Annotated in this window: 13 protein-coding genes; 5 read left to right on the forward strand and 8 right to left on the reverse strand. The window is 61.9% G+C overall.

Features of this window, described 5'->3' with window-relative positions; all coding sequences use genetic code 11:
* Window positions 1-124: 124 nt before the first annotated feature.
* The gene (locus ACVWVP_RS25800) at window positions 125-778 is read right to left on the reverse strand and encodes a DsbA family oxidoreductase (protein WP_178922023.1); all 654 of its coding nucleotides are present in this window, start codon (window positions 776-778) and stop codon (window positions 125-127) included.
* Between the two features lie 55 nt (window positions 779-833).
* On the reverse strand, window positions 834-1,853 hold the full coding sequence (locus ACVWVP_RS25805; protein WP_178922021.1) for an alpha/beta fold hydrolase: 1,020 nt from the start codon (window positions 1,851-1,853) through the stop codon (window positions 834-836).
* A gap of 186 nt (window positions 1,854-2,039) precedes the next feature.
* Between ACVWVP_RS25805 and metR the strand changes: the two genes are divergently transcribed.
* Complete coding sequence (gene metR / locus ACVWVP_RS25810; protein ID WP_178922019.1) at window positions 2,040-2,957, forward strand: transcriptional regulator MetR; 918 nt, start codon at window positions 2,040-2,042, stop codon at window positions 2,955-2,957.
* A 139-nt stretch (window positions 2,958-3,096) separates the two neighbouring features.
* On the opposite strand, the gene ACVWVP_RS25815 is transcribed toward metR, so the two are convergent.
* The 6 genes from ACVWVP_RS25815 to ACVWVP_RS25840 all read right to left on the reverse strand — a co-directional run bounded on the left by ACVWVP_RS25815 (window position 3,097) and on the right by ACVWVP_RS25840 (window position 8,414).
* On the reverse strand, window positions 3,097-3,603 hold the full coding sequence (locus ACVWVP_RS25815; RefSeq protein ID WP_457408752.1) for an N-acetyltransferase family protein: 507 nt from the start codon (window positions 3,601-3,603) through the stop codon (window positions 3,097-3,099).
* Window positions 3,600-4,007, reverse strand: coding sequence for an NUDIX hydrolase (locus tag ACVWVP_RS25820; protein WP_178922016.1), 408 nt, complete (start codon window positions 4,005-4,007; stop codon window positions 3,600-3,602). Before ACVWVP_RS25820 ends, ACVWVP_RS25815 begins: the two co-directional genes overlap by 4 nt.
* Window positions 4,008-4,172: 165 nt before the next feature.
* Window positions 4,173-5,513: an HD domain-containing phosphohydrolase gene (locus ACVWVP_RS25825; protein ID WP_457408754.1), complete on the reverse strand. Its 1,341-nt coding sequence runs from the start codon at window positions 5,511-5,513 to the stop codon at window positions 4,173-4,175.
* 168 nt (window positions 5,514-5,681) lie between these two features.
* Window positions 5,682-5,954 carry a type B 50S ribosomal protein L31 gene (locus ACVWVP_RS25830; protein ID WP_176994891.1) on the reverse strand — a complete coding sequence of 91 codons (273 nt, stop codon included), beginning with the start codon at window positions 5,952-5,954 and terminating at the stop codon, window positions 5,682-5,684.
* Between the two features lie 100 nt (window positions 5,955-6,054).
* The gene (locus ACVWVP_RS25835) at window positions 6,055-7,380 is read right to left on the reverse strand and encodes an APC family permease (RefSeq protein ID WP_457408756.1); all 1,326 of its coding nucleotides are present in this window, start codon (window positions 7,378-7,380) and stop codon (window positions 6,055-6,057) included.
* Window positions 7,381-7,592: 212 nt separating this feature from the next.
* Window positions 7,593-8,414 (reverse strand): carbon-nitrogen hydrolase family protein, encoded by an 822-nt coding sequence (locus tag ACVWVP_RS25840; RefSeq protein ID WP_259171866.1) that lies wholly within the window; start codon window positions 8,412-8,414, stop codon window positions 7,593-7,595.
* Window positions 8,415-8,507: 93 nt separating this feature from the next.
* Here ACVWVP_RS25840 and ACVWVP_RS25845 point away from each other — a divergent pair, with 93 nt between their 5' ends.
* The 4 genes from ACVWVP_RS25845 to ACVWVP_RS25860 all read left to right on the forward strand — a co-directional run bounded on the left by ACVWVP_RS25845 (window position 8,508) and on the right by ACVWVP_RS25860 (window position 18,964).
* The gene (locus tag ACVWVP_RS25845) at window positions 8,508-9,272 is read left to right on the forward strand and encodes a helix-turn-helix transcriptional regulator (protein ID WP_178922008.1); all 765 of its coding nucleotides are present in this window, start codon (window positions 8,508-8,510) and stop codon (window positions 9,270-9,272) included.
* A 206-nt stretch (window positions 9,273-9,478) separates the two neighbouring features.
* Complete coding sequence (locus ACVWVP_RS25850) at window positions 9,479-11,098, forward strand: FMN-binding glutamate synthase family protein (protein WP_178922006.1); 1,620 nt, start codon at window positions 9,479-9,481, stop codon at window positions 11,096-11,098.
* 165 nt (window positions 11,099-11,263) lie between these two features.
* Window positions 11,264-12,379, forward strand: coding sequence for an OpgC family protein (locus tag ACVWVP_RS25855; RefSeq protein ID WP_457408760.1), 1,116 nt, complete (start codon window positions 11,264-11,266; stop codon window positions 12,377-12,379).
* 69 nt (window positions 12,380-12,448) lie between these two features.
* Window positions 12,449-18,964 carry an NEL-type E3 ubiquitin ligase domain-containing protein gene (locus ACVWVP_RS25860; protein ID WP_457408761.1) on the forward strand — a complete coding sequence of 2,172 codons (6,516 nt, stop codon included), beginning with the start codon at window positions 12,449-12,451 and terminating at the stop codon, window positions 18,962-18,964.
* Window position 18,965 lies beyond the last annotated feature (1 nt).

The following is an 18,965-nucleotide window of genomic DNA, read 5'->3' on the forward strand; positions in this document are numbered from 1 at the left end:
TCCGGCTGCCGGAGGGGCTTTGAGGGGGTAATGCAAGGGACGGGCCAGCACTTATCTTAAAAACAGTGAATAACCAATGTGGGAGCGGGCTTGCTCGCTCCCACATTTTGAACGGTGACCGGCCTTAGGCTTTGGCTTCGCTGATGATCTGGCGGATGGCGCCAACAAACGCCTCGGCCGGCTGGCCACCGCTTACGGCGTATTGGTCGTTGAACACGATGGTCGGCACCGAGCTCACACCCCGGGAAATCCACAGCTGTTCCTGCTCACGGACGTCGGCGGCGTATTCGTCGCTGGCGAGAATCTCGGCGGCGCGCTTGATGTCCAGGCCGACGCTTTCGGCAATGATCGCCAGGGTGGCGTGGTCGGACGGGTCTTGGCCGTCGCTGAAGTATGCCTTGAACAGCGCTTCCTTGAGGTTGTACTGCAAACCTTGCAGCCCGGCCCAATGCAGCAGGCGGTGGGCGTCGAAGGTGTTGTAGATGCGGCTCTGGCCATCGGTGCGAAAGGCAAAACCCAACGCGGCGCCCATGTCGCGGATGCGTTCGCGGTTGGCCTGGGACTGCTCGGCCGTGGAGCCGTATTTCTCGGTGATGTGTTCGACGATGTTCTGCCCCTCGGCAGGCATGTTGGGGTTCAGCTCGAACGGCTGGAAATGGATCTCGGCCTGCACTTCGGCGCCCAGTTGGTCCAGGGCCTCGGTCAGGCCGCGCAGGCCGATGATGCACCAGGGGCAGGACACGTCGCTGACGAAATCGATTTTCAGGGGAGTACTCATGGTAGGCAACCTCGCTGGCATTCACGCGCCGGAAACCTCGCACGATACACCAATGTCACAGCACCTTCGAAGGCTCGCCCAGGTCAATCTGCGCCCAGTGCGCGGCATCTTCGCGGTGGGCTTTGAGATACGGCAGCACCGCCGTCAGCAGCGGCGCCTTGAACGCCTCCTGGAAACGATGGGCCATGCCCGGAATCAGTTTCAGTTGGCTGCCCTGGATATGCGCGGCCAGGTGTACGCCATGCATCACTGGCAACAACGGGTCGGCGGTGCCATGTACCACCAGCGTTGGCACCCGCAATTGGTTGAGCAGCGGCACACGGCTGGGCTCGGCAAGGATGGCCATGATCTGGCGCTTCACGCCGTCGGGGTTGAAGGCGCGGTCATAGGACAGCGCCGCCTGGTGCAGCAACGCCTGGCGATCGTCCTTCACATAAGGGCTGCCGAGGGCGGCTAACAGGTCGGCCTGTTGTTCCAGCGCCACTTCGCGATTGGGCGCGCTGCGCCGCGACAGCAACTGCACCAGCGCCGCATTCGGGGCGGGCAGTCCTTCGGCGCCGGAACTGGTCATGACCAGGGTCAGGCTTTCCACCCGCTGCGGTGCCATGGCCGCCAGGTGCTGGGCGATCATGCCGCCCATGCTTGCGCCCAGCACGTGGAACTGCTGGACCTGCAATGCGTCCATCAAGCCCAGGGCGTCGTCGGCCATGTCGGTCAGCGTGTAGGGCGCCGCCACCGGCAGGCCGAGCTTGTAGCGCAGCACTTCAAACGTCAGGTTGGCGCTGGCCGGCGCCTGGCGCCAGGTGGACAGGCCGACATCGCGGTTGTCGTAGCGGATCACCCGGAAACCTTGCTGGCACAGGGCGACCACCACCTCATCCGGCCAATGGATCAACTGCCCGCCCAGGCCCATCACCAGCAGCAAGGCAGGGTCGGACGCACGGCCAATGCTCTGGTAGGCGATGCTCACCTTTTCCAAGTCGACCGTTTGGGTTGGGACATTGACGTCACATCGAGAAGCCGCAAAGGACGGCAGGCCGAACAAGAGAGCGGCCAGTAAAAACAACACGCGCATGAAAAACACCGAAACGCAGAACCCCAGTAGAGCGCGAGTCTGATGAAGTTTGTTCAAGCGCGCTGCCACAGTTCCGTGACAGTTTGATGAAGAGTGCCGAGTGGTCACATTTTGTCGACAGGCGCGTCAACATGAGACAAACTCACGCCATTCAGATTCTCTACAAATTATATTCATGGAGATCCCGTGCTCGAGATCCGTCACCTCAAGACCCTGCACGCCCTGCGCGAGGCCGACAGCCTGGTGGAAGCCGCCGAGCGTTTGCACCTGACGCAGTCGGCGCTGTCCCACCAGTTCAAAGAGCTGGAAGAGCGTTTGGGCATGCCGCTGTTCGTGCGCAAGACCAAGCCCCTGCGTTTCACCAGCGCCGGCTTGCGCCTGCTGCAATTGGCCGACGCCACCCTGCCCCTGCTGCGCGGTGCCGAACGGGATATCGCACGATTGGCGGGGGGCACCGCCGGGCGCCTGCACATGGCAATCGAATGCCACAGCTGCTTCCAGTGGCTGATGCCGACCATCGACCAATTCCGCGATGCCTGGCCGGAAGTCGAGCTGGACCTGGCCTCAGGTTTCGCCTTCGCTCCACTGCCGGCACTGGCCCGTGGCGACCTCGACCTGGTGGTGACCTCCGACCCGCTGGAGCTGCCGGGCATCACCTACGTGCCGTTGTTCACCTACGAAGCCATGCTGGCGGTGGCCAACCAGCACGCGTTGGCGCACAAGGCGTACATCGTGCCCGAAGACCTGCTGACTGAAACCCTGATCACCTACCCGGTGGAGCGCGACCGCCTGGACATCTTCACGCGCTTCCTCGAACCCGCCGACGTGGAACCCGCCCAGGTACGTACGTCGGAGCTGTCGGTGATGATGATGCAACTGGTGGCCAGCGGCCGTGGCGTGTGCGGCATGCCCCATTGGGCCCTGCACGAGTACAGCTCGCGTGGCTACGTGAAGGCCAAGCGCCTGGGCGAGAAAGGGTTGTTTGCAACGTTGTACGCGGCGATCCGTGCCGACATGCTGGACGCGCCGTACATGCGCGACTTCCTGCTGACGGCCAAGGACACGTCGTTTTCAACGTTGGATGGCGTCAGCGCGGTGCGCTGATATTAGAAACAGTGAGGATCAAACTGTGGGAGCGGGCTTGCTCGCGAAAACGCAGTGTCAGTCGATAGATCCATCACTGACACACCGCATTCGCGAGCAAGCCCGCTCCCACATTGGAATGGGTTCTTACAGTTGGATATCAGTCGGTCTTGAGTTCGCGCCACATGTGGATCTTGTCGAAGTAGTCCACCCCCACCCGCACCGCCAGCGGCTCCAGGCCGTACTGGATGAAACCGCAACGCTGGTACAGCGCAAAGGCGGCATCGTTGCCAGCGGTGACGGTCAGTTGGATCAGCTTGAGGCGTGGGTGACGGCGTGCCTCATCGAGCGCCGCCTCCACCAACTGGCGGCCCAGTCCTTTGCGTTGATGCGCGCGGGTGACGTACATGCCGAACAGCGTCACCTTGTGCCGCGCTTTCTCCCGGGGCTCGAAGGCCAAGCCGACAATGCCCGCCAGTTCATCCTCTTCAAAAGCACCCAGCAAACAGTCCAGTGGGCTGCTCAGGCGCTTTTCCCACCAGCTCAACGGCATCGCCGCACGCTCGGCCACGCTGGAGGTGAAGGCCTGGGGATAAGCGCCATACGCTTCGAGCATCAAGGCTCGATAGGCCTCGGCCTCGCCCGCCCCCAGGGTGCGAATGATCATGCGGGCAGCGAAGCGCGGTAGAACGGCAGGATCAAGTCGCGCGTCAGCGGCGCCAACGGCAGGCCACCGTCACCGGCCGGGTCGATCCAGCGCACTTCTTCGATTTCTGCAGCGGGGGTTACCGGTACGTCGATCCGTACCTGGAACAATTCCGCGTGTACGGTGAAGCCGGGTTCGTTGGCGGCCGGGGCCGAGAAGTGGCCGAGGTAGAGCGCATCTTCAGGATTGATCCGCAGGTTCAGCTCTTCGTGCAGCTCACGGGCCAGTGCTTCGGCGGGTTGCTCGCCCGCATCGATCTTGCCGCCCGGCTGCATGAAAGCCTGGGTACCGCGCTTGCGCACCAGCAGGGTCTGGCCGTCGTTGCCGATCAGCAGGGCGGCGGCGATGCGGATGGTAGAAGTCATGAAAGGTTACCTTGAACACAAAGGTGCAAGGATCACATGATCGTTGGGAACGCCGCAATCGATGTAGGAGCGGGCTTGCTCGCGAATACGGAGTGTCAGTCTCAGATGCATTGACTGATCCACCGCTTTCGCGAGCAAGCCCGCTCCCACAGTTGTAGAGTGTGTTCAGCCTGGGGTTACGGCGGTGTCCTTGATGAACACGCTGTACCGCGCACCTTCCATGGTTTCGAAAGCGATCAGCTTGTCCACCAAGGGCAGGTTCAACACCTTCCCGGCATTGAGCAGCAGCATACCGTTATCGGCGTTGAGATTGCGCGCCAGGATCATGCCCTCCTCCAGTTCGCGAGTGCCCAGCACCTTGACGTTGGGGTCGCCCAGAGTCACGTCGTTGAGGTAGGTGGCGCAGACCAGCACAAAGTCCTCGACCATCAGCGGGTCATACAGCCGCCCGGCGTATTTGCGGATGTACAGCAGCGCTTCGTCGCTGTTCATCTGCCGTTCCAGGATCAGGCCTTTTTGCAGTTCGATGAAATCCACCGCCAGTTTCAACAGGCGCGAACCGGCCGGAATCGCCTCGCCCTTGAGGTGGTCGGGAAAGCCCGAGCCGTCCCAGCGCTCCTGGTGATGACGGATCAGCCGTGCGGCGTCTTTCATCGGTTCCAGGGTCATCAGCAGCGACTCACTCTGGGCGGCGTAGGCGCGATAACGCTCACGATCGCTGCTGTGCAGCAGGTCCGAGGGCGAAGCCATCATGCTGTCGCTCCAGCTCAACTTGCCGATGTTGTAGAGCGCAGCGGCCATGGTCAGGTCGCGATTGCTGGCCTCGTCCACGCCATGGGCCACGCACCAGGTGCGCACCAGTTCGATGATCTGGCGGTTGGTCTGCTTGGCGCGGGGCAGGCGCAGGTTGGCCAACAGCGAGAACACTTCGGTGCCGGTGGCGTAGCTGTGCTTGAGCTCTTCGTAGGCCAGGTCGAGCATGTCGGCGGTCTGTTGCAGCTCGCTGGTGCGCGATGCCACACGTTTTTCCAAGGTGGCATTGAGCTGCTTGAGGGCCTCGTTCTGTTGCAGGATCAATTGCTCCAGGCGCAGGCGCTCACGCTCCGAATGTTGGTGGGCCAGGGATTGGCGCAGGGCCAGCAGCAGTTCTTCGTCCTTCCAGGGCTTGCTGAGGTAGCGGTAGATCTCACCCTCGTTGATGGCTTTGACGATCAGGGTCAGGTCGGTTTCGCCGGTGAGCAAGATGCGTACGGTGTGGGGATAGTGCTGGTGGATATGCGCCAGCAATGTGGCGCCGTCCATGTCCGGCAAGCGCGCGGCGCTCATCACCAGGTCGACGGGTTGGCGGGCGAGGATGGCCAGGGCATCGGCAGCGCAGGTGGCGCTGTGAAGGTCGAAGGGTTCCAGCCGCAGCAGGTGCGTGAGGCTATGCAGCACGTCGGGGTGGGCGTCGATCAACAGCACCACGGCACGGTCGGCATCGGTGAAGGTTACGGACTCTCCCATGGGACACCTCGGATCGTCGGTGTGCGCTCCTTACGGTCTGGGCCTGCCTCCTTGGCGTTTACTGAGTAGTTTAGTCGGTTTTCGACAAGATGATGGCCTTACGATATCAACGCATAAAAGAAGCCGCTCCAGAAACCGGAGCGGCCTTCGAGGTGAAACGGTGTGCCGTCACGCGTCGGCTTTTTTCGGGCTTGAACCGAAGGAGGCAAAACGCTTGTTGAACCCGGCAATCCGGCCTTCGGCCTGGGTCTTGCGCTGTTGGCCGGTGTAGATCGGGTGCGAGGCGCTGGACACGTCCAGCGGGATGTACGGGTAAGTGTTGCCGTCGCTGTGCGTGTGGGTGCGGTCGCTGTCGGCGGTAGAGCCGATCAGGAAGAACACGTCGGCGGCGGTGTCGTGGAACAGCACGGTGCGGTAGTCAGGATGGATACCAGCTTTCATAAGGCCTCCGGGGCGTCTGGGTGCGAAATATGTGTTACACAGTAACATAAATCATGCACCCAAACGAGAACGGATTGCAATAAGATTAGGTCCGGCGCTTCTATGCGGCTTCCTGGAAGTCCATTTCCGGTGGCTGTGTCGAGAAACCGCGGGTCAGGAAACCCAGGTAAACCAGGCCAATCGCCAACCACACCAGGCCCAGGTAAATCGCCAGGTGATCCAGGCTGACCATCAGCCACACATCCGCAAGCAGGCCAATCACTGGGAACACCAGGAACAGGATCAGCTCACGCACACCGCGCTCTTTTGCACCGATCCAGTAGTGAAAGATCACTGACAGGTTCACCAGGCTGAACGCCAGGAACGCACCGAAGTTGATGAACGAGGTGGAGGTGGTCACGTCCAGCTTCAGCGCCAGCAACGCCACGACCGCACACAACAGGATGCTGTTGACCGGCGTACCGAAGCGCGCATGCAAGGTGCCGAAGAACGACTTGGGCAACACGCCGTCACGTCCCATGGCAAACAACAACCGCGAGCCGCTGGCCTGGGCCGACAGCCCCGAGGCGAACTGGCCGACGATCAGGCCAATCAGGAAGATCGACACAAACAGGTCGCCACCGATATTGCGCGCGATTTCGTACGCAGCCGAATCCACATCGGCAAATTCGAACGACGGGTGGGCCACCTGCACGAAGTACGACACACCGACAAAAATCAGCCCGCCAATCAAGGTGATCAGCATGATCGCCCGTGGAATGGTGCGGCGCGGGTCGCGGGTTTCCTCGGTCAGGGTGCTGACCGCGTCGAAGCCCAGGAACGAATAGCAGGCGATGGCCGCACCGCTCATGATCAAGGGCATTTGCATCTGGCCGTTGAAGAACGGGGCGATGGTCCAGAGTGGCTTGCTCGCATCACCACCGATGTAGTGGATGCACAGCGCGACGAACGCGATCAACACCAGGAACTGCACCAGCATCAGCAGCGCGTTGATGCCGTTGGCCAGTTTGAGGCCGATGATATTGATCACGGTGGTGATGCCGATGAAGGCCAGTACCCACACCCACTGCGGCACGGCCGGGAACGCCGAGTGCAGGTAAGCCGCGCCGATCAGCCAGATGGCCATGGGCAGGAACAGGTAGTCGAGCAACACCGCCCAACCGGCGATAAAGCCCAGCTTGGGGCTGATGGCCTTGCGCACGTAGCTGTAGGCGGAACCGGCCACCGGGAAGGCCGAAGCCATGCGCCCGTAACTCATGGCGGTGAAGAACATCGCCACCAGGGCGGCCAGGTAAGCGGCGGGGACCATGCCCGCCGTGGATTGCGCCAGGATACCGAAGGTACCGAGCACAATGATCGGCGTCATATAGGCGATGCCAAACAGCACCACCGACCCTAGCGACAGGGTGCGTTGCAAACGAGCCATGAGCGATTCTCCGCGCAATTATTAGATTTATGGCAGAACTGAAAGGGGTGTTGCAGGTATCTTTTTTCTTATTTAAGGCACAGGTTTTGTAGTGAGCGAGCTTGCCTCGCGCTGCGTCCGTTCAGACACAATCGGATTGCAGGATGTAGGGCCGCTTCGCAGCCCAGCGCGGGGCAAGCCCGCTCACTACAGAATCTCACCAGCCTTGAAAATCAGTTTTTGGGGATCAACAGTTCGCGCGTCCCGTCGCTGCGCTCGATCACCTCACCCGGCAATTTCAAGCGCTGGTCGTCCAGGTAGCGGTAGTCCTTGCGCGCTGCCGCCAGTTGGTCGAGGTCCAGCTCGACGGTGAATTGCCCTTCTTCACGCCCAGCTTCAAACAGCAAGGTGCCGAACGGGTCCACCAGCGCACTGCCGCCGGCAAACACCAATTCGCCATCGCCGTCTTCCACACGGTTGACCATCAGCGCAAACGCCTGGTTTTCTTGGGCGCGAGCCATGATTGCGGTGCGGTGTGTCGGCCCGTAGGGGTCCATGTTGCCGTTGGTGACCAGCAGCAATTGAGCCCCCAACTGCCCCAAAGCGCGGGCGGTTTCCGGAAATTCGATGTCGTAGCAGATCAGCAGGCCGACACGTACGCCCTTCCACAGGCAGGTGGCATAACGATCGCCGGGGCTGACCACGCCGCGCTCCAAAGGCCACAGGTGGGTCTTGCGATAACGCAAGGCAATGCCTTCGGGCGTGATCAGCAGGGTGGTGTTATAGAATTGGCCGCCCTCGCTCTCGATCATGCCGATCACCACAGCCACATCACGCGCGCGGGCAGCCTGGATAATGGCTTGCACGGTGGGACCGTCCAGCGGCTCGGCCACAGCGGCGACGGTTTCAGCCGAGGGGAAGCCCGTCAGGTGGGTTTCCGGAAAGACGATCAGTTGGGTATCGTCGGCGCAGGCTGCAATTGCCGCCAAGGCGCGCTCAAGGTTGTAAGCTGTGTCGTTATCACGGCCTGCCAACTGGGCAAATTCGACCTTCATGAGTATTCCTTGTTCTTTATCTGTGCCGCAGTATGCGCAGCCACACCCTGCCAGGGAATTACGCGGCGGGGGTAACCCGATAGGGGTAGATCAATGACCATGTCGCTGGAAGACATCGCCTGGCACCGTTCGGTGGGGCAAATGATAGACGCCCTGGACCAGGCCAATTTCTGGACCCAACTGGTGCGCTTGCTCGACCAGTATGTGCCGTCCGACAGCTGGGTGGCCCTGCTGTTCAGCAGCGAGCACCGCCCCCTGGTGTTCGCCGAATGCCCGGGCGCGGACGGCACGCCCGACCATCTGTTCCAGGATTACCTCAACGGCCTGTACCTGCTCGACCCCTTCTACATCGCCAGCCGCGAGCACGCCCACACCGGCCTGTTGCGCCTGGCCGAGGTGGCACCGGAGCACTTCGAACTCACCGAGTATTACCAGCGCTACTTCCGCCTGAACGTGGTGGCCGACGAAATCCAGTTCAATTGCCACCTGCCGGATGGGCGTACCTTGTGCCTGTCCCTGGGTTCCAAGCAGCGTTTTGACCCGACGCAGATTGCCCTGCTGTCGCTGATCCAACCCTGGGTACTGAGCCTGCTGCGCCAGCGCCTGCCCTATGAACTCAACCAGGTCAGCGCGCCGCAACCGCCCGTGCAGAACGATGAATGGGGCGCGCAGTTGACCGCACGCGAGCTGGATGTCGGCCGTTTGATGCTCAGCGGTTGCTCCAGCAAGGAAATCGCTCGTAAGCTGGAAATCTCTGTAGAAACCGTGAAAGTCCATAAAAAACACATGTACAGCAAGCTAGGGATCAAATCCCAGTCTGAGCTGTTCTCGATCTTCCTTCAGGCGCAAAACGCCTGATTGAGCCCCGTAGGCGCCGGCCTATGTGGCGAGGGAGCTTGCTCCCGCTGGAGTGCGAAGCGCTCCCAAATCCATCGCAACCCTGTGCTTGATGCAGTGAGATCGCCTGGATTGGGGGTTGCTATGCAACCCAGCGGGAGCAAGCTCCCTCGCCACAACAAGCCGGACGCCTACAGGTCCTGATGAGTGAACCCAAGGAAAACCGTATGAGCCTGTCCTTGTTAAGCCGTTACGCCTTCTTTGCCGTGTGCGTCATTTTCACCCTCGCCAGCCTCCCCTTTATCCAGCATGAATGGCTGTGGCCCATCACCGTGGTCACCGGCATCCTCAGCCTGATCGGTATCTTCGACCTGCTGCAAAGCCCCCACGCGGTGCGCCGCAACTACCCGATCCTGGGCAATATCCGTTACCTGGTGGAAGCCATCCGCCCGGAAATCCGCCAGTACCTGCTCGAATCCGACAGCGACGCCCTGCCCTTCTCCCGGGCCCAGCGTTCGCTGGTGTATTCACGCGCCAAGAATGAAAGCGCCGACAAACCCTTCGGCACCCTGATCGACGTGTACCAGTCGGGCTTCGAGTTCATCGGCCACTCCATGCGCCCCGCGCCGTTGAGCGACCCCAGCGCCTTTCGCGTGATGGTCGGCGGCCCGCAGTGCAAGCAGCCTTACTCGGCGTCGGTATTCAACATCTCGGCGATGAGCTTCGGCTCGCTGAGCGCCAACGCGATTCGTGCGTTGAACCAGGGTGCCAAGTTGGGCAACTTTGCCCATGACACCGGCGAAGGCAGCATCAGCCCCTACCACCGCGAAAACGGCGGCGACCTGACTTGGGAGCTGGGCAGCGGCTACTTCGGCTGCCGCACCAGCGATGGCCGTTTCGACCCGGAGCGCTTCGCCGTGCAGGCCCAAGACCCGCAGGTGCGCATGATCGAAATCAAGATGAGCCAGGGCGCCAAGCCCGGCCATGGCGGCATCCTGCCCAAGCACAAGGTCACCCAGGAAATCGCCGAGACACGTGGCATCCTGATGGGCGAAGACTGCATCTCGCCATCGCGCCACAGCGCGTTTTCCACGCCGATTGAAATGATGCATTTCATCGCCCAGTTGCGCGAGCTGTCCGGCGGCAAACCGGTGGGCTTCAAATTCTGCCTGGGCCACCCATGGGAATTCATGGGCATTGCCAAGGCCATGCTCGAGACCGGCATTCTCCCGGACTTCATCGTGGTCGACGGCAAGGAAGGTGGGACTGGCGCCGCGCCGGTGGAGTTCACCGACCATATCGGTGTACCGCTGCGTGAAGGCCTGCTGTTTGTGCACAACACCTTGGTGGGGCTGAACCTGCGCGACAAGATCAAACTCGGCGCCAGCGGCAAGATTGTCAGCGCGTTCGACATCGCCAGCGTCCTGGCCATCGGCGCCGACTGGGCCAACTCGGCACGCGGCTTCATGTTTGCCATTGGCTGCATCCAGTCCCAGTCGTGCCACACCAACAAATGCCCGACCGGCGTCGCCACCCAAGACCCTCTGCGCCAACGCGCACTGGTGGTGCCGGACAAGGCCCAGCGCGTGTTCAACTTCCACCGCAGCACGCTCAAGGCGCTGGCGGAGATGCTCGCCGCTGCCGGCCTTGATCACCCCTCGCAACTGTCGGCCAAGCACCTGGTACGGCGCATGTCGGCGACGGAGATCAAGCTGTTCTCGCAGTTGCATGTGTTCCTCAAGCCCGGTGAATTGCTCACTGGCGAAGTGAACGGCGAGTTCTACTCGCGCATGTGGCAGATGGCGCGGGCGGACAGTTTTGAGCCCAATGAGGTTGCCGCCGCCTGATCCTCCTGAGGCCTGCCCGGAGCCGGGCAGGCTTTACATTCAGTAATATCCCGCCTTTGCAATTACTTACAAATACCGCCAACCTGCGCCCGCCCGACGTGCGGCGTACGACAACACGCGCATTCGCCTGTCTTTTTTAAACTTATTGTTCAAGAGCCCGCTGCCATGCTGAACGGACGCGACCCGCGCATCGATTTTTTTCGGGGCCTGGCGTTGATCTTCATTTTCTGGGATCACGTCCCCCACAATCCTCTCGGCCAGATCACCCTGCGCAACGTCGGTTTCAGCGACGCTGCAGAAGTCTTCGTGTTCCTCGCCGGCTTCGCGTCGGTACTGGCCTACGGCAAAGTCCTGCAACGCGAAGGCTACTGGATGGCCTGCCTGAAAATCCTGCGCCGCACCTGGGTGCTGTACGTGGTGCATATCTTTCTGCTGGCGATGCTGATGGGCATCGTGTTCTTCGCCAACAGCCACGTGGAAACCCGCGACCTGGTGCAAGAGATGGGCATGACCCACTTCATCACCCACCCGCAACAGGCCCTGCTCGATGAATTGCTGCTGCGCTTCAAGCCCAACCTGATGGACCCGCTGCCGCTGTACATCGTGCTGCTGGCCAGCCTGGCGCTGGTATTACCGCTGATGCTGCGCACGCCCCTGGTGGTGGTCGCGGTGTCGCTGACGGTGTACCTGCTGGCGCCGTGGATGGGCTGGAACCTGCGAGCCATCGAGGATGGCGTGTGGTACTTCAACCCGATCACCTGGCAGTTGCTGTTTGTGCTGGGTGGGGCAGCAGAGATTCACAGCCAGCGCGCCAAGTCTCTCGATCATCGGCCGCTGGCGCGCCAGCCGCTGTTTATCGCGGCTGCGGTGTATGTGCTGATCACCGGCATCCTGACCCTGTCGTGGCGCTGGCCTGAACTCCACGACGCGGTGATGCCTGCGCTGATCAGTGACTTGATCTACCCCATCAGCAAGACCGACCTGTCCCCGGTGCGCCTGTTGCATTTCCTGGCCCTGGCCTACGTCACTGCCAAGCTGTTGCCGGGCGCCAGTTGGACGCAAAACCCGCTCGCCGCGCAGGTGTGCCGCATGGGTCGGTTCTCCCTGGAAGTGTTCTGCCTCGGTGTGCTGCTCGCCCCCCTGGCAGACATGCTCAATGCCATGGCCGGTGATGCACTGGCCGTGCAACTGCTGACCGCGCTGGCGGGCGTGGCGCTGATGGCCGCCTTGGGCGCCTGGCTGGAGTTGAACAAGCGCCTGAGCCGGCCCCGCGCTATATAGGTAGCCCCCGTCACAGACGGGCGGGTGCTTCCATTTCCTTCCACATCTCGACGTGAAAGGAAACGCCCCATGCCTAGCCAAGAACGCCCCAACGGCCTGTCCGGCCACCTGCAGTCCAGCCAGTCCTGGGGGCTGCAGCAGGCCCTGGAGCTGCTGCGCCAGAACCTGGCGCAGTCGATGAGTAGCCTGACACGCGCCCAACAGCGCGATTACATTCGCCTGCAACGGGAGGCCATCGCGGCGCTCAAGGCCGTTGAAGCGGAAAACGCCACCCTGGTCGAACACTTCAAGGCCCAGGGCCTGGCGCTGCTGCGTGAAAAACTCAACGGCCTTGACCCGCAGACCCTTTTCATCAACACCCGCTACCTGGAAAAAATCGACACCCCGCTGCCCTGGGAACCCCACAAGAGCAGCGTGGAGGGCTCTCCCCCCTCCTCGCGCTTTCGTCGCGCGGTGGACGAATGGCAGTATCGCGTCCATGTCTCCAGGCTGTCGTTGTGGGACGCCGCCTGCCTGAATTTCGACTTCGGCACCGGCAACCCGCAACCGTCTGGCCACAGCTACGTTGACGCGTCCTACCTGAGCGGTGTCGACGAAAAACAATTGAGCGTCAGCCAATTCATCGCCATCTGCCGCGAACTGGACCTGGGCGCAAAACTGCACACCCGTTTGGCGAATAGCCTGGGGGCTGGCGGCAAGCTGCAAGGTTTGATCGAGACCTGCGCCCGCGCCCATTTGCGATTCGAAGCGCTGGAGGCCTATCGAAACCGCGCCAGCAACGGCGTGACCCAGGCCCGGTACACCGCGCTGTTGGCCGCCATCGAGGGCACAGGTACGGCGCTGCCCTTCGACACCCTGAGCATGGACATCGACTACACCCTGCTACCGGCTGTGCCCTTTACCCCATCGGGTACCCGTGTGCCGGTGCCCTTGTTGCTGATCCATGTCGGCAGCCTGGGGGTGATTTCCTACTTCCCGTTTCGCCCCGGTGGCGCCTTGCGTTATCACCTTGACGCAAAAAGCGCCGGCGCGCAGTTTCTCGACGACCTCAAGGCCAGCCATGACGCGGGTGATCTAGGCTGGTTCTCGCGGCAGTTGCCGATCACCGACATCAGTCAGTTCAGGGACCTGCTACGCGAAGAGCCGCGCCCGGAAGGATTGAGCCTGGTAGCGGGCTATCTCTACGACGGCTTTCACAGTCTGTTCCCGAAAAGAACCCTGGAACACATCCGCTTCGTCCATGACCCCAAGCCGGCTCGCCCACATAGCCTGGTCCAGGCGCTCACCTATCGCCATGTCCAGCACTACCAGGCCAACCTGGGCATGCTCGCCACCCGGCGCTCGGAGCGCGACCTGCAAGGGGTGATCGACGGTGCCGCCGCGATCGCCAGTGAAATCATGGAATTGCTGATGACGCCCGTGCCGGGCGGTGTCACCGGCCTGAACCGCGTGATGCAGCTGGTGGTATTCAGCAACCTGGCCTACAGCCTGATCATCGGTATCAATGAGGCCGCCAAGGGCCAGGCCAGTGACTTCGCCGCCGCCATGGCCGATGTGGCTGACCTGGCGATCAACGGCCTGTTGATTTCCACCGCCGGGCGTGTGCATCACCAACGCATGGAAGGCCTGCTGCAACGTCTGGGCGACCCGCGCAAAGTGTCGCGCAGCGACGGAACCGTCGAACTGTGGAAACCGGACATCAGCCCTTACGCCATCAATAATCAGCGCCTGCTCGACGGCCAGATGCCGAACGCCCAGGGGCTGTACTTGATCGATGGCGAGCTTTACGCCCGGGTGCAACACGGGGCGTTGCACGTGGTGGCGCAAGTCACTGCCAACCCGAAGGCCCCGGGGTTCGTGATCAAGCACAAAAACGGCGATGGTTTTGCCGCGCCCGTGGTGTTCAAACCCGAGCTGCAAGCCTGGGTGCTGGACCTGCACGGCGCCGGTCAACTCACCGACGCTCAATTGATCAGCCAGATGCTGCCCAACGGTGAAGCCTCGGTATCCGCAGCGCAGATCCGCCACCTGCTGCGTAGCACCGCTGTTCCCCGTGCCACCCTCGATAGCATCTGGGCGGGTGAGACGCCGCCCGTCAATTTGATTGAAGCGACCCGGCGTATGCAGGTCGATCGGGTCATCGAACAACTGGCCAGCGGTTTTCATCGCAGCGGCAACCTGCCGGCCTACGCCGGCAGTGCCATTTTGAGCCTGTTGACCCAACTGCCCACCTGGCCTGCCGACGCAATCATCCACCTGTACGACCCGCAAGGCCGGCTGCTGGAAAGCCACGCCGCCAACGACCATGCCACACGGGCGATCAACCTCAAGCGCAAGGATGACGGCACCTACATTGCCCTTGACGCTGCGACCACCCACGTCGCGACCCAGGAGTCGCTGTTCGAGCTGATCATCCGCCAGCAGCCCGCCACCTCGACCCTCGGCAAGGAAGGCAGCCCACAGCTCACCGAAGCCCAGCGCATCGCACGCTTGCGCGTGCAGATCAGCGCCCTGGCGAACAAGGAACGCATTGCCTTGTTCCAGGCCCTGACCCGCTATGCCGGCCAGGCCCGGCACCAGGTCCCAGCCGATGAACCGGCCCGGGTATTTGTGCCAATCAAGGCCAACACCGAGGGCGTGGACGCCACCCCGTTGCTGAGTAAACTGCGCACTCAGTTCCCGCCGTTGACCCTGGCCAACCTTCGTCAGTTGCTGGAAAAAACACCCCTGGACCCTGCGCAGCAAAGCGCCTACCTCAACGACGCGACCTTGCCGGCCAACGTGCGCGAACACCTTGAGCAGCACCGCACCGCGTTGCGGATCGACGCCGTGATTGACGGCCTGTACCACCCTCGTGCATTCAGCCGCGACACCGACCAATGGGCTCGCGAATTCACCGCCAGCCTGCTGCAGGAGCGTCTCAAGCGCCACTTCACGGTCACCGAGATCGTCGACGGCCCCGCGCAGGATCGCTACCAGAACACCGGCCCTGAGGACACCACCGTCGAACTGTTGCACTACGGCAACGGACACTACGAAGCCTACGACATGCGCAATGCCGGGCCGATCCCTGTGGCGCCGGTCGTCGACAGTTTTTACCTGGCCATTACCTCGGTGCTGCAACCCCACGAACGCACCACGCTGGGCATGACCTCGGCCAGCGACGCCCAGGGCCTGCGCACTACCCTGGGTGATCTGATGAGCGAGCGCCGCGGCCCTGCCGGCCTGGTGAGCCTGCTTGATCATTCGCTAGGGCAGTACCAACAGAGCCTGGTATTGCCCCTCGACTTGAAGCCCAACCCCGAGGGTCTGTACGACTGGCAAGGCCAACAGTTGATGCCGTTGTACGGTGCGCTCTACCCGGTGACCTACGACCACGCGGTGCTCCGGTGGCGGCTCAAGCACCCGCAGAAAGTCGGGGTCGATACGCCACTGCTGGAACACAACCACCACGGTGCCTGGCGGCTGAAAAACGAAAACCCGATGGCCTGGGATGACCATCACCTGTTCTCACGCCTGGGCGCGGTTGACTTCAACCTGGACCAGGCCACCGCCACGCGCATCCTTAAACTCACCGACACACCACCTAGTGCCCTGCGGGAGGTCCACTGCGCCGGCCTGCCACCGCCGCCACTGCTGAAAGACAGCAGCAAGCGCTTCGGCATCGAGCGCCAGATCCTGCATTTCATCCAGGCCATGACCACCTACTCGGCCACGCGCACGGCACGCCCTTCCCTGCAATTGCTGCTGGTGTGCGGCCTGCCGCAGTGGCCGGCCAGCCACGTACTGGAGCTGTACGATGACGCCGGCCGTACCACCGCGCACTACCCTGCGGCCAATGCCGGCGCCCCCGACAGGATCCGGATGTCCCAGGCCCGTAGCCGCAGCCTGGAACCCTTGACCCCTCTGGTGCGCAACGATGCACTGACCCGCGCGTTGATCGGCGAGCTGCCCGCAAGCCAGGACGAGCGCCTGTTCAAGCTGGCGAAGACGATCGCCGGACACGCCTATCGCGAGCGGTCCCAGCTCTTCGATACGCTCTACGCCCAAAGCGAACGTGAGGGCAACGCGCTGCACACTCGTCTGCGTCGCCATTACCCGCAACTGCCCGGCAGTGCGCTCCAGGCCCTGCTGGAACACGCCACCCCCAAGGAGCTCAAGAGACTCAACACCCATGACCAAGTGCCCCTGCGCCTGCAACAGCAAGCAAAGTTGACTGCCAACGATGTGCGCCTCAACCGCGCGTTCGAAGGTTTGTACCTGAGCACCCTGGCCAACCCCGACAGCGAAAAGATCATCCTGCATACGCTCAAATTGCTGCCCGGCTGGCCGGCCAGTGTGCGTCTGGATATTCATCAAGGCAGTGCCAGCGGGCCGTTGCTGGAAAGCGCCGGGCACCTGGCAGGCAGCGAGCGCAAGGTCCTGGCACGGGTCGATGGTCGCTATCAGGCCTATGCCGCCGACCACACATTGATCAGCGACAGCGGCGATACCTCCACGGACTTGCTGACCGCCATCTGGCGCGTCTTGAGCGACAGCCAGCGCAAGGCCCTGGGGCTGGATGACAGTGGCGACACGACCGCCCTGCGCGCGCCCATAGCCGAGCTGGCGCTCAACCAGCGTGTCGCCATCAAGGACCTGCTCGGGTTGCCCCATATTCCTTACTGGTTGCAACCGCCGATGCGCGTCCACAGCACCTTTACGGCCTACCCGTTCAGCCTGCGCAACTGGTGGCCATTCAGCGATACGCAAACAACGGAGGCGGTGAGCATGATGGGTAGGCTTTATCCAAGCATGCACTTGGCCGACGTCAGGAAAATGGTTGAATCCTGGAAGCTGGAGCCGTCGCAGGCGTGGTTGGAAGCGCAAAGGCGCAACAAAGAATACGAAATCTTGAAGTCCGGCCTTGAGCGTTGGGTGAATGCCGAATATCCCATCGATACCGATGACCCCCTCGGGTTGAACTTGGGTCGCCGCGGTTATGCCGCGCTACAGATACGACGCGCCTGGCGACGGGAGACACGTCTGGCCTATGTAGGCGGGCTCCTCGACGCCTATACCCTCGATCTGCAACTGGACGGCAGCAATACGCTGCCGGACGCGGATTTCATCCTGGGTACGCGAGGTTTCGAACACATCGAGTACCTGAAAATTTCCGGCGACAGCTTTCCCGCCACAGGCAACGCGTTCCTCGGCAAATTCACCGGCCTCAAATCACTGCGGCTCGACTGCATGCTCACCGATCTGCCCACCAGCATTACCGATATGACGCAACTGGAGAACCTGGACCTGAGCGACAATCACATCGTCCTCACCCAAGCGTCACGCCAGCGCCTGGCCAACCTGACCAACCTGGAAATGCTGACCCTGGACGGCAACCCGCTGGGCCTGACGCCGGATGTCTCGGCCATGCACCACCTGCTCAATCTCAACCTGCAACGGACCGATATCAGCCAATGGCCCATCGGTGCCGAACACCTCACTCACCTGCACAGCCTGCAGTTGCAAGAGAACCGTATTACCACGATCCCCCAGTCACTGTTCACCAACCCCGCCATGCGCATGGCCAATCGTGGCACGATGCTGCATGGCAACCCGTTGGATGCTGCCACCCGGCAACGGTTGAACGAGTACCGCCAGCGCACCAACACCGTCTTGGGCGGCGCAATGCCGGGCATCCTGCATGTGGAGCGCTCCACGGATGACATCTCCCCATGGCTGGAAAGCGTGCCACCTGTCGATCATGGGCAACGCAGGGCAGTGTGGGAACAACTCCAGCACCATCAAGGCGCAAGACCGGACGATGTGTTCCGGGTACTGGGCGACCTGACCCAGAGTTACGACTATAGAAATGAACCGCGGCGCCCAGCCTTGGTCAGCCGAGTGTGGCGCGTGCTCAATGGCATGGCTGAATCCCACGAACTGCGCGAAAATATTTTCCTCAATACCTACCTGGCCGGTACCTGTGGTGACGGGGCTATTCTGGCGCTGAGCAATATGGAGCTCCTGCACCGGCAACAACAGGCCCTGGAGCTTCCCAACTCTAACCAGGCCAATCGGGAATTGCTGGCGTTGGCCGAGGGGCTGTTCTACCTGCGCAAGCTGGATGAGTTGGCCGATGATCACCTGGTCTCACTGCGCAATCAGCGCGGAACGGAAGGACTGGAGCCAGATGATGTCGAGGTCAAGCTGTACCTGCGACTGCACTTCAGAGAGCGCTATAACCTGCCGTTGCAGCATGAACAAAGGCTCTACGCGCCAGGCAACGATCTGACCGATCAGGCTTTGGGCCAAATCGCCAATGCCATGGCGGCCCTGAAATCGACGAATGCCGTCGAAAACTCACTGCTGATGGAAGAGTTCTGGATCAAGTACCTGGCACGCAGCATCCCGGAACCCTTCGCCACCATCGAAGATGTGACGCGCTACAAGCTTGAAGCGCTGAAACAGGAAATACCCGACACCCGCTCCATGGATTACCAGGAGCGGCGCCAGTCCATCAACGAGGAAAAGGAAAGCGAGCTCAACCGCTTGATCAGCCAACTGACCCGTGCGGCCAAGAGCGGCGCGCAACGGGCCCATTAAA

The organism is Pseudomonas sp. TE24901, assembly GCF_054058375.1.

Excerpts from the sequence above, each read along its gene's own strand:
- ACVWVP_RS25830 (WP_176994891.1), bottom strand. The coding sequence starts at position 5,954 with ATGAAAGCTGGTATCCATCCTGACTACCGCACCGTGCTGTTCCACGAC.
- ACVWVP_RS25855 (WP_457408760.1), top strand. The coding sequence starts at position 11,264 with ATGCTGAACGGACGCGACCCGCGCATCGATTTTTTTCGGGGCCTGGCG.
- ACVWVP_RS25800 (WP_178922023.1), bottom strand. The coding sequence starts at position 778 with ATGAGTACTCCCCTGAAAATCGATTTCGTCAGCGACGTGTCCTGCCCC.
- ACVWVP_RS25825 (WP_457408754.1), bottom strand. The coding sequence starts at position 5,513 with ATGGGAGAGTCCGTAACCTTCACCGATGCCGACCGTGCCGTGGTGCTG.
- ACVWVP_RS25840 (WP_259171866.1), bottom strand. The coding sequence starts at position 8,414 with ATGAAGGTCGAATTTGCCCAGTTGGCAGGCCGTGATAACGACACAGCT.
- ACVWVP_RS25850 (WP_178922006.1), top strand. The coding sequence starts at position 9,479 with ATGAGCCTGTCCTTGTTAAGCCGTTACGCCTTCTTTGCCGTGTGCGTC.
- ACVWVP_RS25845 (WP_178922008.1), top strand. The coding sequence starts at position 8,508 with ATGACCATGTCGCTGGAAGACATCGCCTGGCACCGTTCGGTGGGGCAA.
- ACVWVP_RS25835 (WP_457408756.1), bottom strand. The coding sequence starts at position 7,380 with ATGGCTCGTTTGCAACGCACCCTGTCGCTAGGGTCGGTGGTGCTGTTT.
- ACVWVP_RS25820 (WP_178922016.1), bottom strand. The coding sequence starts at position 4,007 with ATGACTTCTACCATCCGCATCGCCGCCGCCCTGCTGATCGGCAACGAC.
- ACVWVP_RS25815 (WP_457408752.1), bottom strand. The coding sequence starts at position 3,603 with ATGATCATTCGCACCCTGGGGGCGGGCGAGGCCGAGGCCTATCGAGCC.
- ACVWVP_RS25805 (WP_178922021.1), bottom strand. The coding sequence starts at position 1,853 with ATGCGCGTGTTGTTTTTACTGGCCGCTCTCTTGTTCGGCCTGCCGTCC.
- ACVWVP_RS25860 (WP_457408761.1), top strand. The coding sequence starts at position 12,449 with ATGCCTAGCCAAGAACGCCCCAACGGCCTGTCCGGCCACCTGCAGTCC.